The sequence below is a fragment of the Rhodococcus sp. PSBB066 genome, assembly GCF_017068255.1.
Lineage (GTDB): Bacteria > Actinomycetota > Actinomycetes > Mycobacteriales > Mycobacteriaceae > Rhodococcus > Rhodococcus aetherivorans.
Map to the genome: position 1 here is coordinate 5,370,073 of NZ_CP070859.1, position 17,521 is coordinate 5,387,593.

16 protein-coding genes are annotated in these 17,521 nt (G+C 65.9%); 12 read left to right on the plus strand and 4 right to left on the minus strand.

Annotated elements, in window-relative coordinates:
• Window positions 1-12: 12 nt before the first annotated feature.
• Window positions 13-1,500 carry a lipopolysaccharide biosynthesis protein gene (locus JYA75_RS24400; protein WP_083662413.1) on the plus strand — a complete coding sequence of 496 codons (1,488 nt, stop codon included), beginning with the start codon at window positions 13-15 and terminating at the stop codon, window positions 1,498-1,500.
• On the opposite strand, the gene JYA75_RS24405 is transcribed toward JYA75_RS24400, so the two are convergent.
• Window positions 1,497-2,633 (minus strand): glycosyltransferase, encoded by a 1,137-nt coding sequence (locus JYA75_RS24405; protein ID WP_050034804.1) that lies wholly within the window; start codon window positions 2,631-2,633, stop codon window positions 1,497-1,499. The genes JYA75_RS24400 and JYA75_RS24405 overlap by 4 nt on opposite strands.
• A 296-nt stretch (window positions 2,634-2,929) precedes the next feature.
• On the opposite strand from JYA75_RS24405, the gene JYA75_RS24410 reads away from it, so the two are divergent.
• Both JYA75_RS24410 and JYA75_RS24415 read left to right on the plus strand, forming a co-directional pair.
• Window positions 2,930-3,433, plus strand: coding sequence for a YdcF family protein (locus JYA75_RS24410; RefSeq protein ID WP_050034803.1), 504 nt, complete (start codon window positions 2,930-2,932; stop codon window positions 3,431-3,433).
• Window positions 3,434-3,443: 10 nt separating this feature from the next.
• The gene (locus tag JYA75_RS24415; RefSeq protein WP_050034802.1) at window positions 3,444-4,055 is read left to right on the plus strand and encodes a serine acetyltransferase; all 612 of its coding nucleotides are present in this window, start codon (window positions 3,444-3,446) and stop codon (window positions 4,053-4,055) included.
• Here the strand turns inward: JYA75_RS24415 and JYA75_RS24420 are convergent.
• Genes JYA75_RS24420 through JYA75_RS24430 form a run of 3 tightly spaced genes read right to left on the minus strand, consistent with a single transcriptional unit; the run spans window position 4,018 to window position 7,483 of the window.
• Complete coding sequence (locus JYA75_RS24420) at window positions 4,018-5,343, minus strand: oligosaccharide flippase family protein (RefSeq protein ID WP_050034801.1); 1,326 nt, start codon at window positions 5,341-5,343, stop codon at window positions 4,018-4,020. The genes JYA75_RS24415 and JYA75_RS24420 overlap by 38 nt on opposite strands.
• A complete protein-coding gene (locus JYA75_RS24425) occupies window positions 5,343-6,230 on the minus strand; it encodes a glycosyltransferase family 2 protein (RefSeq protein ID WP_239010490.1) in 888 nt (295 codons plus the stop codon). Before JYA75_RS24425 ends, JYA75_RS24420 begins: the two co-directional genes overlap by 1 nt.
• A gap of 17 nt (window positions 6,231-6,247) precedes the next feature.
• Window positions 6,248-7,483, minus strand: coding sequence for a hypothetical protein (locus tag JYA75_RS24430; protein WP_239010491.1), 1,236 nt, complete (start codon window positions 7,481-7,483; stop codon window positions 6,248-6,250).
• 292 nt (window positions 7,484-7,775) lie between these two features.
• On the opposite strand from JYA75_RS24430, the gene JYA75_RS24435 reads away from it, so the two are divergent.
• The 9 genes from JYA75_RS24435 (at window position 7,776) to JYA75_RS24475 (ending at window position 17,514) form a co-directional block, all read left to right on the plus strand.
• Window positions 7,776-8,138, plus strand: a complete 363-nt coding sequence (locus JYA75_RS24435) for a putative colanic acid biosynthesis acetyltransferase (RefSeq protein ID WP_312026524.1) — start codon at window positions 7,776-7,778, stop codon at window positions 8,136-8,138.
• Between the two features lie 4 nt (window positions 8,139-8,142).
• On the plus strand, window positions 8,143-9,264 hold the full coding sequence (locus tag JYA75_RS24440; RefSeq protein WP_050034798.1) for a glycosyltransferase: 1,122 nt from the start codon (window positions 8,143-8,145) through the stop codon (window positions 9,262-9,264).
• Window positions 9,261-9,926, plus strand: coding sequence for an SGNH/GDSL hydrolase family protein (locus JYA75_RS24445; RefSeq protein ID WP_050034797.1), 666 nt, complete (start codon window positions 9,261-9,263; stop codon window positions 9,924-9,926). The genes JYA75_RS24440 and JYA75_RS24445 overlap by 4 nt, the downstream gene beginning before the upstream one ends.
• A gap of 41 nt (window positions 9,927-9,967) precedes the next feature.
• On the plus strand, window positions 9,968-10,909 hold the full coding sequence (locus tag JYA75_RS24450) for an SGNH/GDSL hydrolase family protein (RefSeq protein ID WP_232334096.1): 942 nt from the start codon (window positions 9,968-9,970) through the stop codon (window positions 10,907-10,909).
• Window positions 10,906-12,219, plus strand: a complete 1,314-nt coding sequence (locus JYA75_RS24455) for a Wzz/FepE/Etk N-terminal domain-containing protein (protein ID WP_065922867.1) — start codon at window positions 10,906-10,908, stop codon at window positions 12,217-12,219. The genes JYA75_RS24450 and JYA75_RS24455 overlap by 4 nt, the downstream gene beginning before the upstream one ends.
• 113 nt (window positions 12,220-12,332) lie before the next feature.
• Window positions 12,333-13,493, plus strand: a complete 1,161-nt coding sequence (locus JYA75_RS24460; RefSeq protein ID WP_185713736.1) for a hypothetical protein — start codon at window positions 12,333-12,335, stop codon at window positions 13,491-13,493.
• Window positions 13,494-13,593: 100 nt separating this feature from the next.
• Complete coding sequence (locus JYA75_RS24465; RefSeq protein WP_050034794.1) at window positions 13,594-14,343, plus strand: hypothetical protein; 750 nt, start codon at window positions 13,594-13,596, stop codon at window positions 14,341-14,343.
• Window positions 14,340-15,749 (plus strand): O-antigen ligase family protein, encoded by a 1,410-nt coding sequence (locus JYA75_RS24470; protein WP_082120206.1) that lies wholly within the window; start codon window positions 14,340-14,342, stop codon window positions 15,747-15,749. Before JYA75_RS24465 ends, JYA75_RS24470 begins: the two co-directional genes overlap by 4 nt.
• Window positions 15,739-17,514, plus strand: a complete 1,776-nt coding sequence (locus tag JYA75_RS24475) for a DUF4082 domain-containing protein (RefSeq protein ID WP_203329471.1) — start codon at window positions 15,739-15,741, stop codon at window positions 17,512-17,514. The genes JYA75_RS24470 and JYA75_RS24475 overlap by 11 nt, the downstream gene beginning before the upstream one ends.
• The last annotated feature ends 7 nt before the right edge of the window (window positions 17,515-17,521 follow it).

A 17,521-nucleotide genomic window follows, 5' to 3' on the forward strand; every position in this document is an offset into this window, starting at 1 on the left:
CACGGACCCCCCATGGCTGACAGCAGTCTGTCCACGGGAATCCGCTGGAGCGGCATTTCCGTGATCGGTAGGGAGGTGTCCCGAGCCGGGTTCACGATCGTGCTTGCCCGGTTGATCGGTCCCGAGGCATTCGGCATCGTCGCGCAGGCATTGGTCTATATCGGCATCGTCGCACTCCTGCTGGACCAGGGCTTTTCCAGCGCACTGATCCAGCGCGAACGCATCGAACCCGACATGCCCGGTGCGGTCGTTACGGTCAATCTGGCCGTCGGGGGGGCGCTCACCGCCCTGACCTGTGCCGTCGCCTCGACATGGGCCTCCTTCATGCACTCCCCCGAGCTCACCCTCGTGCTCGTGGCGCTTTCGCCCAGCTTGCTCATCCGAGCCGCCTCGATCACTCCGCGGGCGCTGCTCCAGCGCGACATGCGGTTCCGCGAGATCGGCCTCGCCGACATCACGGCCGCAATGGTCGGCGGGTTGGCCGGGTTGGGTGTCGCGCTGGCAGGGGGCAGTTATTGGGGACTGGTGGCACAGATTGTCACCACCGACTCGGTGCTGCTGCTGATGCTGCTGGCAGCGGGAGCCGGACGGTCGCCGAATCTGCGTCTGAGGCACCTGCGCGACATCGCCGCCTTTTCGTGGCGGGCGTTCACCGCCGGACTGCTGATCAACTCGGTGTCCCGGAATATCGACAACCTGTTGGTAGGACGGTTTCAGGGCCCTCAAGCTCTGGCCTTCTACGGCTTGGCGTATCGGCTGCTGCTCTTGCCGGTTCAGCTGGCATGCACCACCGTCGGCGCGGTGTTGTTTCCCGCGTTCGCCCGACTGGCGCACGACCTCGATGCGCTTCGTAGGGAACTGGCGCGTGCAACGCGCGCCAATGCCGTCCTCGCGCTGCCCGTCATGGCCACGGCCGCCGTAGCAGCGCCCCAATTCATGGCCCTGCTGTTCGGCTCCCAATGGGAACCTGCAATCCCCATCATTCAGGTACTCGCCATGGCAGGCGCCATACAGGCGATCTACCAGCCGTCGACAGCTCCCCTGATGCTCGGGCTCGGGCACGCAGGGCTCAACCTGCGCTATGCGTGGCTCACCACCGTCGTGTCCACCACAGGCATCGTCGCCGGTCTGCCGTTCGGTCCGTTCGGCGTGGCAGTCGGCTACAGTCTTGCGACCGGACTGCTCGTCCCCGTCGAGTGGCTCATCCGGCGGCGACTCCTCGGCGTAACTCTGCGCAGCCAGGTCGCCTTGTTGCTGCCGGGTCTCCACGTGGCGATCTGGGCGGCGGCGACCTACCTTCTGGTTGCCGTCCTCGTGCCGGATCGCACTGTGGTCGTGCTCGTACTCGGAATGCCGGGAGCGGCCGTTGCGGGTGCAACCGTTCTGCGACTCGCACATCCAACACTCTTCGCCGAACTTCGGCACATGGCCGACCGGGTACTCGGCCGCGGGGGCGGTCCGCCCGTTTCCTCCGAGGGTCGCACCGACGTTGCGCGCTAATCGACAGCGGCCTCGACCACGGGCTGCATCCGACGCTCCCACGAAACCGCGTCGATGAACTGCTGTCGCCGGCCTTCCGGTGCGCTCCCCATGTCGAGGACCCGCTTCACGCCACTCGCCCATTCCTCGCGCCGGCAGATACACACCCGCTCGTCGTCGACTCCGTGAATGGGGGGCAGATCAACCGACAGCACGGGGAGCCCGGCAGCGAGATACTCGTAGAGTTTGAGGGGCGACATCGCGCGGATACAGGCCTGATCGCGGTGCGGAATCAATCCGACGTCGCAGGCTTGCACCAATGCGGCGAGTTCATGCTGCCCGACTGGGTCGAACACATGCACGCGGTCGAGCGAACGCAGCCACTCGACGGTCCGCGCATCTCCTGGATAGCCGATCATGACCAGCGAACCCACCATATTCGCCGTGGTCTCGACCAGATCCGCTTCGAGACGGTCGTCGATCGTGCCGGTGTAGACGGCGCGAGGTCGCGGCAGCGCCGCGATCCGATCGGGTTCAGGATGCCGCGGACGCCACACGTCGGCGATCACCCCGTTGGGCACGACTGTGGTGCGCGGCGAAATACGCTCTGCGAGTTCCTCGGACACCGCGAATATCGCGGCTCCGCGTTCCTCGATGCGCCGGTAGGCTTCGCGGTAGAGATCCCACCATCGAACCACCCCCTCCCCTGTCGCCCAATCGTCCTGGCCGAAATACACGACCTTGCTGATCCACGGAGAATCACAGAATGCCGCCACGAAGGGGTTGTAGGTGACCAGGGCCGCCGACCTCGGACGCGGTTTCCGTTCGCCGCGAGTCCGAGCCAGCGCGCGCCCGAGCACTGCGCCGTAGCGGCGATAGGACCGTTCCACCCTGCCGAGATCGGTGGGATCGCCCGTCCGCAATCGGTGAGGCCGGACGCGGACCGCTTTTCGCCCGGCGACTGTGATGTCCTCGACGAGCCGGACAGGCCGACGGCGCGCCGCGGATACGACGTAGGAACGCCACGGATCGGCCACGATCAGTCCGCCGACCCGATCGTCGTGGGCAAGGGCAAGCAGCGTCTGGTCGGGCGGTCGGCAGAATTCACGACCGACTGCATCGTCGAACATCTCGTACGAGAACCCGAACACCACGTCAGGCCGGGGAGACGCCGAAGGGCTTCGCTCCATACCTCCAGATCCTAGGTCGATCGGTGCAGGGAAGGTCGCCGATCGGGATCCGCGATATCGAGGTCCTCGCGTGCCGGTCAGGCCCGACCGTAAGGCAGGATTCCGTCCGTATCGATTTCGACGCCGACCGCACGATCCGACAGAGCTGCGTCCCATACACTGGCCGGTAGTCACGGCACCCTCGGCTCGAAACGGAGAACGCGTGGGTGAGGCTTCGAAACAACTGGCCTTCCATCCGTGTGGTGGTGGCGTCGATATGCATGCTGGTGATCGCAGCACTGGTTACCGGGTTGCCGGTCTACGTCCGGCCACAGACTGATTCGCTGCGCCCTGCCGACGCGATCTTCGTCCTCGGCGGTGAGGACTGGCGCCGCCACTCGCTCGGCATCGAGCTCGGCATGGCAGGCTGGGCGCCGAAGGTGGTTCTCTCCCATCCCGACGGGCCGGGTGACAACTGGGCCTCGGAGAACTGCGGGAAGGCGTATCCCGGATTCGAAGTGGACTGTTTCCTCCCCGATCCATCGACGACCCGGGGCGAAGCGCGAGAAGTGCGCCGCCGGGCCGAGCAGTACGGTTGGAACCGGGTGATCGTCGTGACGTACACACCGCACATCTCCCGAGCTCGATTCGTCCTGCAGCGGTGCTTCGACGGCGAATTGATCATGGTGGCAAGCCCAGCGGAGCTCTCGCTGTGGGGATGGGCGTCCGAGTACCTATACCAGACCGCGGGCTATCTGAAGGCCGAACTGGAGCCGGGATGTTGAAAGGCGGACGATGCGAGGCAATCGTGCAGTACTGCTCCAGGGCGCACGCATCTGGGCGTTTCCGCTGTGGTGGATCTCCGCCCACTGGGACTCGACGGATGCGATCACGGAGGACGTCGACTGGTGGAGCGAGTGCATCGGGGACGCGGATCTGGCGTCCCTCGACAGGTACTCGAGATTCGCCTATCTGGCCGGGGCGCTCACCGAGTTTCGTACGCTCGTGCACTACCGTCTCCGTTCCGCCCCGCCGGTCCTACGGATGCTGCTTCGCGCGCTGTACCGACCCGCCGCCACGCTGACTCTCGAAGCGGACCGAATCGGTCCCGGTCTCTTCATTCAGCACGGCGTCGGCACGATCGTCACGGCCGAATCCATCGGGCGTCATTGCTGGATCAACCAGCAGGTCACCATCGGTCACGACGCGCGGGGAAGGCCGACCCTCGGTGACGGGGTCCGCGTCGGCGCCGGCGCGATCGTGATCGGTCCGATCACCCTGCACGACGGGTCGACCGTCGGCGCGAACGCGACGGTGATCCGTGATGTGCCTGCAGGGACGACCGTAGTCGCCCCGTTGGCCACCGAACTCAGGGGCCCGCGAGTGACCGGCGACGAACCAGGCTAGGTACCCACAGCAGATCCGGGAGAACTTGCGCCAGGCAAATGCCCAGTACGGACGCGCACACCACGCCCACTGCTCCGAACGGTCCCGCCAACGCGAACCCTAGCCCGAGACTGAGTGCGGCCATGACGACCGTCCACAGCGCTTGCCACCGCGCCTCGCCGGGACCGACCAGCAGCACGTTCGCCGGGAGATGTGCGGTTTGTGCGACCATCAGCACACCGAATCCGAGCGCGAGCAATGCAGACACGTCGATCTGACCGCCCGAAAGCACGGACGCGGCCCATGGGCCGAGCAGCGCGATTCCGATGGCCCCGATCGCTGCGCACAGGACGAGTACAGCCGTGAGCCGCCACCACATCCGGATCGTCTCGTCAGGGGCGGACCGTCGTTGCACGAACACCGGCCAATAAGCCAATCCCACCGTCGAGAGAACCGACCAGACCACACCGTAGATCTGGGCCATCACGGCGTACTCGGACAGTTCAGTGGGTGTCGACAGATGCGCCAGGAGAACCCGTCCGGACTGGAGCCCGATGGGCAGCCCCACGCCGACGACGAACAGCCATCCGCTGCCCGCCAGCAGCCTGGCGCCGGTCGTCGGTGCGGACGTCCGTGCAAACGCCGACCATCCGAGCCCGCTCAGTCGCAAAGCCAAGACCGTACCGAGAATCTGTCCGCCGAGCAGACCACCGAGCGCCGATACTGCGTACCAGATCTCGTTCACCCCGGTCACGTACAGCACGAGGGTGATGACCAGCGCGACAGCCGGACAGCTCATCTGCACCAGCGTCGCCTCAGGGATCCGTCCGATCCCGATGAGGATCCGGAAACCGAGGCCGGCAGGAATCGTGAGCGCGAAGACACACGCGGCAAGAGTGATCGCCCACCGGTCCGCGGGACCACTGGACATGCCGACGAGCACGGTCCAGCCGTCGAATGCCATGACGACCAAGGCCCCGGACACGACTGCGGCGGCGACCACGAACAGGACGCGATAGGCACGTCGGATGACATCGGCCGCACTCGAATCCCCCTCATGCTGATGGAGCGTCGCACTGGCGCTCAGCACCGTCGCGCCGATCCCGAAGTCGACGAATGGCACGAGAAGAGTGATCGTTGCGATCAAGGACACCAGCCCGAAGACCGCCGCTCCCGTCTCGTGCGCGATGACGGCCGTGTTGGCGAGTCCCAGGACAGCAACCACCGGAGTACCGAGAATGCGGTACAGCGTGCCCCGGAACAATGCTCGACGCTCCTCCGGCGTGAGCTGATCGTGCTCCGCTGCCATCAACGGACCGATGCATGTGCTGTGCGCACAAGTATCCGCGCGGCGCCGAGAACTGCGTAGACGACCGCGAACGGACCCGGCCTGCCATGACGTATCGCCGACCACATCGAGCGCCGCACACCTGCCAGCGACCGCGCGGACACCGCCGCGCTCACCGGGCTCGTGCAGAGGTAATCACCACGAACGCGCGGCGATTCCTCACCGAGATACTGCAGTCCCCAGGCAATGTACTCATCGGCTCGGTCCGACGAGCTGTGGGACAGGGACGAATTCCCCACGTGGTAGGTACTCAACACGTCCGGATGGTGGACGAGGCAGACATCAGGGACGGCACGTCGGATCCGGAGCAGCCAGCTCGCCTCCTCGTGCGGCGCGTCCGCGTCGGTATCCCATGGGACGGTGCCCACGAGGTCCACGGGGAAGCACAGTGTCGAGGTCTGCAAAGTCGCGCCACCGAACGTGAATCCGGTGAACCGGAACAGATACTCTGCGACGGATTGCCCCGATCCGATAAGTCGCCGCGGCCAGACTCGCCGCCGGGTCCCCGGCCCGACGACCGCCATACGCGACGATGCGATCCAGGGCTTTCCGAAGGCCGCCTCATGCTCGACGGCCGCCAACTGTCGTTCGAGCTTGACCCGGCGCCACTCGTCGTCGTCGTCGAGCAGAGCGATCACGCTCCCGTGCGCGGCATCGATTCCCAGTTGCCGACATCTGGCGGGTCCGACCCGACCTTCGCTGCGCAGCACCACGATGCGGTCGTCCGACGGCAGGGACATGGCCAGATCGGTGTCCGCAACCACGATGACCTCGGCGACCGGATACGTCTGCTCGAGAGCGGATTGCACAGCGCCGTACAGGGAAGGCCGACCGAGCGTGGGGATCACGACGCTCACACTCGGTCTCATGACGAGTCCCGTACAGCAACCATCGGCCGGCGGACGCGTACCGCGCAGAAGAAGAGCGTGATGCAGGCAAACTCCGGGATCATGTTGTACGTCCATGGCGCGTAGAGCAGGTCCCAGATGCCTTGCAGTGCGAGGGTCACCACGAGCGGACTCCAGCGGCCGAAAGATGTGCTGTTCCAGACCACGCCGACGCAGGCGACGAGGAGCCACAGCGGCAGAAGCACCGCCAGAATGCCGCCCTCGACCCAGGAACCCAGCAGGATCGAATGGGTTGCGGAGTAATCACTCGGCGGCAGCCGCCAGTAGAGTTCGAACGGGAAAGTGGGATCGAATCCCATCCGGATCGCCAGGTGCTGGGCCCGGGCATACACGTCCGGAGTCAGGTTGAAGGCACTTCCCCAACCGAGGAACGGACGCTCGAGGATCGCTGTGATGTTCAGCGGGGGCTCGGTGCGGCCGGCCAGCAGCAACGGCAGATTCGTGGCATCCTGCTCCAGCGTCTTCTGCTGCAGCGCGGCCCCGAACAGTCCTGCCCGCGCAGCGATCGGCATCACCTGCGCGAAGACCAACCCGAACACCGCGACCCCCAGGAACTGCCAGCCTCGTCCGATCCGGGAGCCCAGCATGTGCCGGGTGAAGACGATGGCGCCGGCGAGGAGACACACGAGGGCATGCGAGCGGAAGTTCAGTCCCAGGCTCGCCAGCCCAAGCGCCACGAGCACCGCCGACTGCAACAGCGGCTGAATCCGCGCCGTCGTCATTCCGAAGAGGACGAGAATCGTCACCGCGTGAGCGATTCCGTACTTCCAAAGGTCAGGAATGCTCCCGGTTCGCGTCAGTTCGATTCCCTGGGTCAGGAAGAAGGCCATAGTGCCGGTGGCGATTCCGGCGAGGACTGTGGCGGTCGCGTCCACCGCACGGACTGTGAGCACGGTCAGGCCCACGAGGTAGAGCAGGAATGTAGGAAATGCGATTGCGTTGGGCCATAGCACGGTGACCCCGTTCACCGCGCACGACGCGACAAAGGAGAGTGATCCCGCCACCGCGAGTACGGCCGGCAACAGGTCGATCCCCCGGTGCATCATGAGCAGGAATCCGGGTGCCAGCAGCAGACAGACCACCGACAACCCGGTGACGGTGAAATTCGCCAATTGAACACCCGATGTGGCGCCGATAGCGAACAGGGCCACTCGGGCCAGCACCTGACGGTGTGCACGCTGGCGTTCGGCCACGGTAGGGACGGATGCACACCCGAGATCTGTCACGAAATGCCCCTCGGTCGGAGCCGAACACGGCGTATCCTCTCGAAGTGTAGTGCGTTGTCCTGCGGAGGTGCGCGTGTCCGCTGCACAGTCCAAGCGGTCGCTGCAATCCCTGCGTGGCCGCCCCTACGACAAGGGTCGCGGCTTCGCCGCCCAAGCCCTGTGGGTTGCGGTCTCGACGCTGATCTTCACCCAGGTATGGTGTCCGGCGCGCCTGCGGTGCACGATCCTGCGGTGCTTCGGGGCCCGCATCGGCACCGGGGTGCTGATCAAGCACCGGGTCAAAGTTCAATGGCCGTGGAAGCTGGTGGTCGGGAACGATTCGTGGATCGGAACAGATGCCGATCTCTACAACATCGACGAAATCGTGATCGGTTCGGATGTCTGCGTTTCGCAGTACACCTACCTCTGCACGGGGAGTCACGACAGGCGGTCGAAGACCTTCGAGTTCGACAACGGCCCGATCGTCATCGAGGACGGCGTCTGGCTCTGCGCCGGTTCCACCGTCTTGCGGGGCGTGACCATCGGCGCGAATTCGGTCGTGGGAGCGAGAGCACTGGTGACCGCCGACGTTCCTCCCGATTCACTCGTCCGGGCTCCGCGATCGATCGTCACACCGGGTTGACTCCGTGCGCATCCTGCAAGTGGTCACGATGCTCGACCCCGACGGCGCGTACGGGGGACCCGCCCGGGTCGCGCTCAATCAGAGTATGGAGTTGATCCGCCGGGGCCACGAGGTGACGCTCGGCGCCGGCGCCCGGGGGTTCCCGGTCGTACCGACCCGCTTGAACGACGTACCGGTCAAGCTGTTCACCGTCCGAACCGTAGTTCCCAGGACGGGGTTCGCCGGTGTCGGTGCGCCCGGATTGCAGCGATGGTTCCACCGCAACCGAACTCGGTTCGACATCGTCCACATCCATTTCGGCCGCGACCTCGTCGTGCTCCCGCTTGCGGTGAGCGCGCGGCACCACGGGATCCTGTACGTGCTCCAGCCCCACGGCATGGTCACTCCGTCCGATCATCCGCTCGCCGGCCCACTCGACGCACTGTGGACGAGGAAGGTGCTGCGCGACGCCGGAGCCGTGTTCCACCTCACCGCGCTGGAGAAGGACCAGCTCGCCACCGTCGCACGGACGTCATTGCCTTTCGTGCAGCTCGGCAACGGCGTGCCGTGCTACCCACCCGGCCGGCCGAGCGCGGAACCTCCCGAGGTGCTCTTCGTCGCACGCATGCACCCGCGCAAACGCCCGACGGCTTTCGTGGAAATGGCCGAAGTTCTGCTCTCCGCCGGGATGGACGCCCGGTTCACCCTGGTGGGACCGGACGAGGGCGAGGGCCCGGCGCTGCGCGCCATGCTCGCAGCCGAAGCAGACCCGCGGATTTCCTGGGAGGGAGCGCTCGACCCGGACGACGTGCCCCGGCGAATGGCGGCAGCGACCGTGTACGTGCTCCCCTCAGTGCGTGAGCCCTACCCGATGTCGGTGCTCGAGGCCATGTCCGTGGGTGTTCCCGTCGTGGTGACCCGCGACTGTGGGCTCGCCCCGACGATCGAACGAACAGGCAGCGGAATCGTCACGGAGCCGGCAGTGCCCGCTCTGGTCACCGCGGTCGAGTCGCTGCTTGCCGACCGGTCTCTCGCGCGTGCCATGGGGGAACGAGGACGCCGTGCTGTGCGCACCGACCTGGGGATGCATGCGGTCGGTGACCGACTGCTCGATACCTACACGGACGTGGCCGGGAGTGAACGATGAAGCGACTCACCATTGCTCCACGGACGCTCGTGGCCGTCCTCGCGGCCAACGTCTTGGTCAGCGCCCTCGTAGCCACTTCGGTCTTCGCGATGACACGTACCAGCGAGGCAGATGCGTCCCCACTCGCCATCGCGGTGGTGGGCGACGAATGGTCGGCCGGATTCCGCAACCGAACGGTGTGGCCGACGCTCATGGCCGAACGAACGGGATGGTCCGTCGCCAATTTCGCACTGCCCGACTCCGGCTTCGTCGCCGATGGTCAGGGCGGCCACGCGTTCACCTATCAGGTCGACCGCGCGGATGCTGTCGATCCACGGGTCGTCCTGATCGTCGGGGGGCTCGGCGACACCGGACTGCCGGACACGGAGGCGATCGTGGTGGGCGCGACCGATGCGATCAACAAGATCATCGTCGGTGGCCGGCGCCCCCTCTTGGTCGGGCCCACGTGGTTCGAGACGCCGGTTCCGGCATCCGTCGTCCGGGTGTCCGACGTTCTCCGCAGCACCGCAGACGAGATGGGGGTGCCGTACCTGGATGCACTCGATCCCCCGTTGCTGACGAGGGATCAGATGTGGCCGGACCTGAGCGGGCCGACGGACGCCGGACAATCGGCGCTCGCCGACATGATCGCGGCGTGGGTCCGCACGCAGGTCATCCGATGAACCGCACCCGACTGTTGGGTACGGCCGCGATGATGCCGGCCGTGGCGATCGCGGGCGGCGCGGTGTTCGTGTTCTATCGCCGACGGCGTGCTCGACGAGATCATCCTTCACCGCCGGCAGCCCCCCGCCGCCGGGCCCTCGAGATTCGAAGTACGGATTCGGAATCTCGCCGCGCAGATTTCCGGTACTCGCCGGGCCGGAGCCAGGGAGGGAAGGGCGCCACATCTCGACGCGCTCGGTGGGATCTGGCCGCAATGGTGTCGGCCCTGGCAATCGCGATCGGCCTGGTGTTCGTCTCCGGACCGATGTACACCGCAGATGCACCATCCACACGCCCGTCCCCGGAGATCAATCGCCTGAACGTTGCCGGCGACAGCCGGCCTTCCGCACTGTTCATCGGCGATTCGTACACCGGCGGGACCGGTCTTGCGGAAATGTCCTACGCCTGCACGACGGCAGTCCGGATGGGGTGGCTGTGCAACCTCGCGGCCGTGCCGGGAACGGGCTACATCAGCGGCGGGCCGGCCAACAGGTTCGTGGTCGACGAGTACATCGGTCGGTCGACGTCGTTCGCCGAACGCATCCCGCGCCTGGCCACCGTCTATGCACCCGACGTCGTGGTGCTCGACGGCGGACGAAACGATCTCTTTCCACCCACCGAGGACGTCTTCCGGGCAATGGTCGCGACCGTCGAAGACGTACGGCGCACCTGGCCCGCGGCCACGGTCGTCTTCGTCAGGCCCCGCCTCCTCGCCGACCCATCCGATGATCTGGGATTCGACGACGAATTCATGGCGCGCCTGGCGGCAGAACCCGCCGCCGAGGGTGTCCTGTTCGTCGATCCCATCGCGCCGTTGAGCGGGACGGACACCTCCGCGCTGCTGGCTGCGGATCGAAAGCACCCCAATCCCCTCGGTGTGCAAGCCATCGGTGCGGCGCTGACCGATTCGCTCGAAGCTCTCGGACCGGGCGTCCGATCATGAACGACACGGTTTCCGAGTACGGTCGCGTACTGCGTGAGCGGTGGCGCTGGATCGTATGGGGAGTTCTGCTGACGCTGGCTGCAACGACGCTGTTCCTGCTGCTGCGTCCGCCGCTGTACCGGTCCGAGGCCGCCGTGTTCGTCCGCACGCCCGGTGATGTCAGCCGCGTTCTCGACGGGGGCGACTCCTACGCGCAGGGCCGCGCCCGAACCTATGCCGCACTGGCGAACAGCCGCGACGTGGCAGCTCGGGTGATCGCCGATCTCGGTCTCGGCCTCACGCCCGAGGTGCTGTCCGCGCGAGTGGAGGCCGTCAATCCACCGGGCACGGCACTCATCGAGTTCGAGTTCCGTGCTCCTTCGGCCGAAGAGTCCGAACAGATGGCGACCGTCTTCCTCTCCGAACTCGCGGCCACAGTGCGCACTCTGGAGTCGGTTCCCGGATCGCTCGTCCCACGCGCCGAGTTGATCGTCGTCGATACCCCGGGGCCGACAGCTCGTGTCGTCGCCATGCGTGCCACGATCCCGGTCGTCTTGTCCGGCGCGGTGCTGATCGGGGCGCTCCTCGGCTCCGCGGGGGCCGTGCTGCGTTTCCTCTTCGATCACTCGATCCGCGACCCCCGCGATGCTGCACGGATTTCCGGGCGGCCGGTTCTCGGTTCGATCGGCGGGGAACCGACGGAGCAGTTCACGGTGGAGGAGCGCGGGATCCTGTACCGTCTGCTCGCGGCCGTCGACCGGTCGGAACGCGGCGCGTTCACGGTGACCGGCGCCGGTCCCGGATCCACGGTCTCCGCGGTGTCCGTCTTCCTCGCCACGGCGCTCGCCATGCGCAGCGATTCGGTGGTACTGGTCGATCTCGACTTCCGCTCCGCCGAACTGACGGAAGCGCTGTCGGATCGCCACGCGTCCGGGGTTGCCGACGTCCTGCGCGGAGAGACGACACCGGCTGAAGCGGCGAGAGAAGTCTCGCTGCGAACCACCCACAGCAGTTTCATCGGAGTAGGCACCGCAGCGGGGGCCATCGATGATCGGATGCTCACAGCCCCACTGCGGGAGATGGTCTACGCCCTCCGCACGTCGTACACATGGGTGGTACTCACGTGCCCCTCGCTGCCGGCAGCAGTAGAGATCGGGGCCGAGTCGGATGTGGTCGTGCTCGCGGTGGGAAAGAATGTGACGACAGAGGAGCAGCTACGTCAGGCCTCGGCGTTGCTGCCGAGGGACGCGGTCGTGGTCTTCGACATGGACACCCACTGGAGTCCCGGCCGAAGTTCTGAGCGCGACAGGAAGACCGAGGCGGCAGAGTGAGACTGGACGGGTTCCTTGCCGAGCTGAAGCTGTACCGGAAGACGTTTCTCGTCGTCACCGTTGTGGTGTTCGTCGCAGGTCTCGCCTGGCTTCTCCTGGCCCCGGACAGGTACGTGTCGACCACCAAGCTGATGGTGTCGATCGAGGGATCGACGACCGCCGCCGCATACCAGAACGACGAGGTGGTCGCAGGACGGGTCAACTCCTATGTCGTCCTGCTGACCAGCGACGTCGTGACCCAGCTCGTTGTGGATGAACTCGGCCTGCCGGAGACGGCCCGAGAAGTGTCCGGCAAGGTGAGCGCAACGGTCGTGCCGCCGAGAACGTCGATCATCGACATCACGGTGACGGACCGATATCCGGATCGTGCTCGGCTCATCGCCGACGCGCTCGCGCGCGAGTTCGTCGGGTATGTCGAAGCACTGGAAACACCGACCGGCGACGACGGTCAGAAGGTGAACACGCGGATCGCCTCTTCCGCGTCCGAGCCGCAGCAGGCGTGGGTCGAGCGGGCAGGTCCTGCTGCCGCCATCGTGCTCGCCGCACCATTGCTGGGCGCCGTCGCGGTGTGGATCCGATCCCGAACCGACCCCATAGTGCGAACCGCCGACCGCGCCGTCACCGTGTCGGGAGTTCCGGTGCTCGGACGCGTGGACGGGGTGGATTCCGCAACCGACAGTGATATGGACGGGTATCGCCGGCTGCGGCTGCGGCTGCGCCCCGACCCTCGTGCCGAGCCTGGTGATCGGGCACAGGTCTGGGTCGTGACGTCGGCTGCAGGAGAGGCCGACACAGCGACGCTGGCGTCGAACCTGGGGCGTGTCACGGCATCGAGCGGCGATCGGACGCTCGTCGTCCATACCGACGAGCGAGGGAGCCGGGCGGAAGCCGGGACACGGGGACCGGCCTGGACCGAACCGGCGCAACGCGACGGCGCACCCGGCCTGACCGATTCCACGCCCGGACTCACCGGCTACCCCTCCGACCCGACGACCATCGCGACCGACGCGACCGATCCGACTGTCACGATCGACCGTCTGCGACCGGACTACGCGCAGGTCATCGTGGCCGCGCCCGCCGTCCTGTCGACGTGTACGGCCTCGATTGCGGGCGAACAGGCCGACGGCATCCTCCTCGCGGCCGTATTGGACGTGACGCGACGGCGGGATTTGAGTCGCGCCGTCGAGTCCCTTCGCTCTGTCGGCGCGCCTGTGACCGGCGTGGTGCTGTCGGATGGGGCAGAAAGGTCACAATCGACGGGTTTCAGTCGGTAGGGTTGAACTGCTCGGGTCGGCGAGTCTGCGGGTCGTCGAGCACGGTTCGTCCTCGGCAGGTAGCTCACGTCGGTTCATCCGATGATGAGGGGGCATTGACATGGATCTGTTCGATGTCGTGCGGTCGTGCTTCCGCCGCTGGTATGTCGTACTTCCACTTCTGGCGATCACCGCGTGGTACAGCTACGGCGTCTACAGCTCCGTGAAACCGGTCTACTACGCAAGCGCGGTCATCGGCTTGGCTCCGCCGAGTGTCCGGCAGGACACGCCCTCGACTGGCGGCGAGATCCGGCGGAACGGTCTGCTGGATGTCGGTGGAGCGTCACTGCTGGCGAATCTGACCGCACTCGGGCTGAGGGAACCGTCCGTGGTGGACCGGGTCGTGGCGGCCGGTGGCCTGTCCGATTACGGCGCGAAGGCATTCCCGACCCCATCTCCCAACCCGCAGCTGCCGCTGGTGTTCGTCGAGGAGACGGCGTCGGATCCTGCCGACGTGACGAAGACCTTGGAGCTTGTTGCCGCACAGGCCGAAGTGACGCTGCGGACCCTGCAGCAGCAAGCTCGGGTACCCGAGGATCAGATGGTCACGTCCTTCGTCGTGACACCGCCCGGCGTCCCGACGGCTGCGATGCCCACCCGCACACGCTCGACCGTCGCGATCCTTGCCACCGGGGTCGGACTATCGATCCTGTTCACCGTGTTGGTCGACGTTTCGCTGACGCGGCTGAAATCACGCAGGCAGACAGCCCAACCTCCGTCGCCGGCAGGTCCGCGCCCCGGCAGATCCTCGTACAACCCCGACGGCGAAGGCGGACGTATGCCGGCCGACGGTGCCGTGGATGCCCGATGAAGACTACGGTCTTCGTTGCGCGCCGACGGCCGGGCGATCACTTCGACGGTGCGGTCCGCGGTGCCGAACAGCGAGAACGCACCCCGTGGTTTCTCGCCTTCCTGTGTCTCCTGATCCCCTGCCTACCGGCCTTCGCCACCCTGCCCGGCCCGCTCAAGAGCAACGGTTCACCTGCGCGGATGGCCGCGGTCATGCTGTTCGGCCTCGTCGTCCTCGGATTCCTGACGGTCCGACGCACCACAACTCACCCCACGGTGAACCCTGGGGTGGTCGTCATGCTTCTGTTCTTCCTGCTGCTGACCCTGGTCTACGGAATCGGGTTGCTCCGTACGGGCGATGCCCTGGTAGAAGCCAACAAGACCCGGGCGATCATCACCCTGGTCGCAAATGTGGGGGTGGCCCTCTATGTTCTCGTGAGAATCGAGAGCACACGGCAGCGGACCATCATCCTCGGCTGCCTCACCGTAGGTCTGGCATTCGCGTGTTCGGTCGGACTACTCCAGAGTCTGACCTCGATCGATCTGCGATTCCTGTTCATGCCCCCGGGCTTCGTCGTGAACCTCGATCCCGAGTACCTGCAGTTCACCGAGCGGAGAGGCGCCGTGCGTGTTGTCGGTACCTCCGAGCACGCGATCGAATTCTCCGTTCTGGCTGCAGTGACCGTGCCGATGACCATCCACTTTGCGCGTTACGCCACGCGCCGGAGCGCCCGCTGGGCTGCGGTCGCCACGTGCGGTGTGGCGTTGGTGTCCATGCCCGCCGCCATCTCTCGCACCGGCGTGCTCACTCTGCTCGCGTGCCTGCTCGTCTACATGTTCGCGTTCCAGGTTCGGCAGCTGGTCCCGGCCGCCGTCGCCGGGGCGGCCGCGATCATGGGCTATGCCGTCGCCTTCCCGGAGACACTGGATGCGCTGTGGCGGACGATCACGGGTTCGGAGCAGGATGACAGTATCCTGACGCGGACAGCCGACTATGCCGCAGTGTCGCAGACCTTTCGCGAGAATCCTGTCTTCGGGGTCGGCCTCGGTGGAGCTCCTCCCAGCGCGTATCAATTGCTGGACAACGAGTGGCTACGGACGATCGTGCAGGGCGGTGTTGTAGGACTCGCCGCGATGATTCTGCTGACGGGAGGAGCAATCTTCGGCATCTCGGCGGGATTGCGCCGCGCCACCTCACCCCGGGAACGCGATCAGGCCTACATGATGGGATCAGTGCTGGTGGGCATCCTGGTCTCCAGCACTACCTTCGACCTGTTCTTCTACCAGCAGGCAACCTTCGTCTTCTTCATCGTGTTCGGCCTGCTGTGGTCCACCTTCAGCGTTTCGGTGCCGGAAATCGACTCACCCGACCGATACGACGCAGAACGCGACATTTCCTCGCCACAGGCTGACGACCGTGCTCGATAAGCGCCCGACAGCACGTTCCCTCGTCGCCCCGCTGCTCGTGGCGGTGATGGTGCTTACCGGATCATGCACGCAAGGCTCCCCCGACACGGCCGAACGTCCCGGCTCGCCGGCAGGAAGCCTGTGGTCCGACGAAACCGTCCCGGCCGTCTCCGGCGATCCCGCCGCGCGGCCGATCGAAGTCGGCACCGAGTTCACGACGACGAGCGATGGAGTCGTCACCGCCGCGCGGTTCTATCAGGGACCGGAGGACACAGGGGCGGTCACCGCCACCTTGTGGTCGTCCGACGGCACCGCCTTGGGTACCGTCCCGATCACCACCGGCCCGAGCGGCTGGCGGAACGTACCGTTCGACGAACCGATTCCGATACAAGCGCACGGAAGCTACGTGATCTCCTACCGTGCTTCGAATGGGAACTATCCGACGGATCCGAACACCTTCGACCTGGGCGCAACCGTGAAGAGCGGATGGTTGACCGCGCGCGACGGACGGTTCACCTACGGCGAGGGAATCCCCGACCAGTCGGGAAACGGTGCCGCCTATTTCGTCGACGTCGTGTTCGAGCCGACGGGTCCGTCGCTGCGATCGGTCGACGGCGGTGAGGAGTACTACGACACCTTCGAGAATTCGCTGCCAACGTCGCCGGACTACTTCCCTCTCGCAGTATGGTTCGCGCGCGTGACCTCCCCTGAGGAGGCTGCCGTCGATCGGACCATCGGACTCAATACCTACGTCGAACTGACCGAAGACAGCGACGTGCGGGTGATTCGTGACAGCGGGATGTTCGCCCTTCCCAGCCGCCCGGACCCGCTCGCGTCCGGTCAACTGACCACAGACGAGGCGGACATGTGGGCGGGTGCCGGAGATGCGCCGTGGACGGGTCGGATGCCTGACGATCGACCGATCTGCGTACCCGAACAAGCTAAGTGCGGTTACACGGTGATGTATGCGTTCAGGAGCAAAGTACCGTCGGGCGTCATGACTTTCACGAATTACGGCAAGGGCGTCACCTTCTGGGAGCCCCGGGACGCAGCCGAACGATTCGTCAACGACTTTCAGGATGTCGTATCCGCAGACAACTACTGGTTCACCGACGATACGATCTGTCAGGCCGACCAGGGCGGTGTCCTCACGAAGGACGGGCAGGCCGACCTCTCCCCCGCGGAGTGCCATCTGGCGGCCAATTACGGTGTGACAACACGATACGTCCGCTCCTTGGTCCAGCCGCGTGCGGCGATGCCGGTGTGGAACTTCGTGGAGGTGGGTCACCCCTTCGAGGAGGACACGGGCGGCACGATCACGGGCCCGCAGATTCGAGCCGCGGTCTGGAGCAGCATCATCAACGGCGCACGCGGCATCGTCTACTTCTCCCACAACTTCGGCGGGCCGTGCCTGTCGTACAACATCTTCCGGGACCGGTGCGGAGACGGCATCCGCGACGACGTCAGGGCAGTCAACGATCAGATCAATCGACTGGCCCCAGTTCTCAATGCACCGTTCGTCGACGGATTTGCCAGATCCGACGGACCCGTCGATCTGGCTGCCAAGTATCACGAGGGAAGTCTCTACGTGCTCGCGGGATCCACGCGGAACGAGGGCGGAGACGCCACGATCGCCCTTGCATGCGGGAATGCGGACCAGGTGGAGGTCTTGGACGAAGGGCGGAGCATACCCGTCACCGGTAACACATTCCGGGACACATTCGACGACGGCAACGCCGTTCATCTTTATCGGATCGACCGGACTGCCGACTGCGACCTCCAGTAGCACCCCT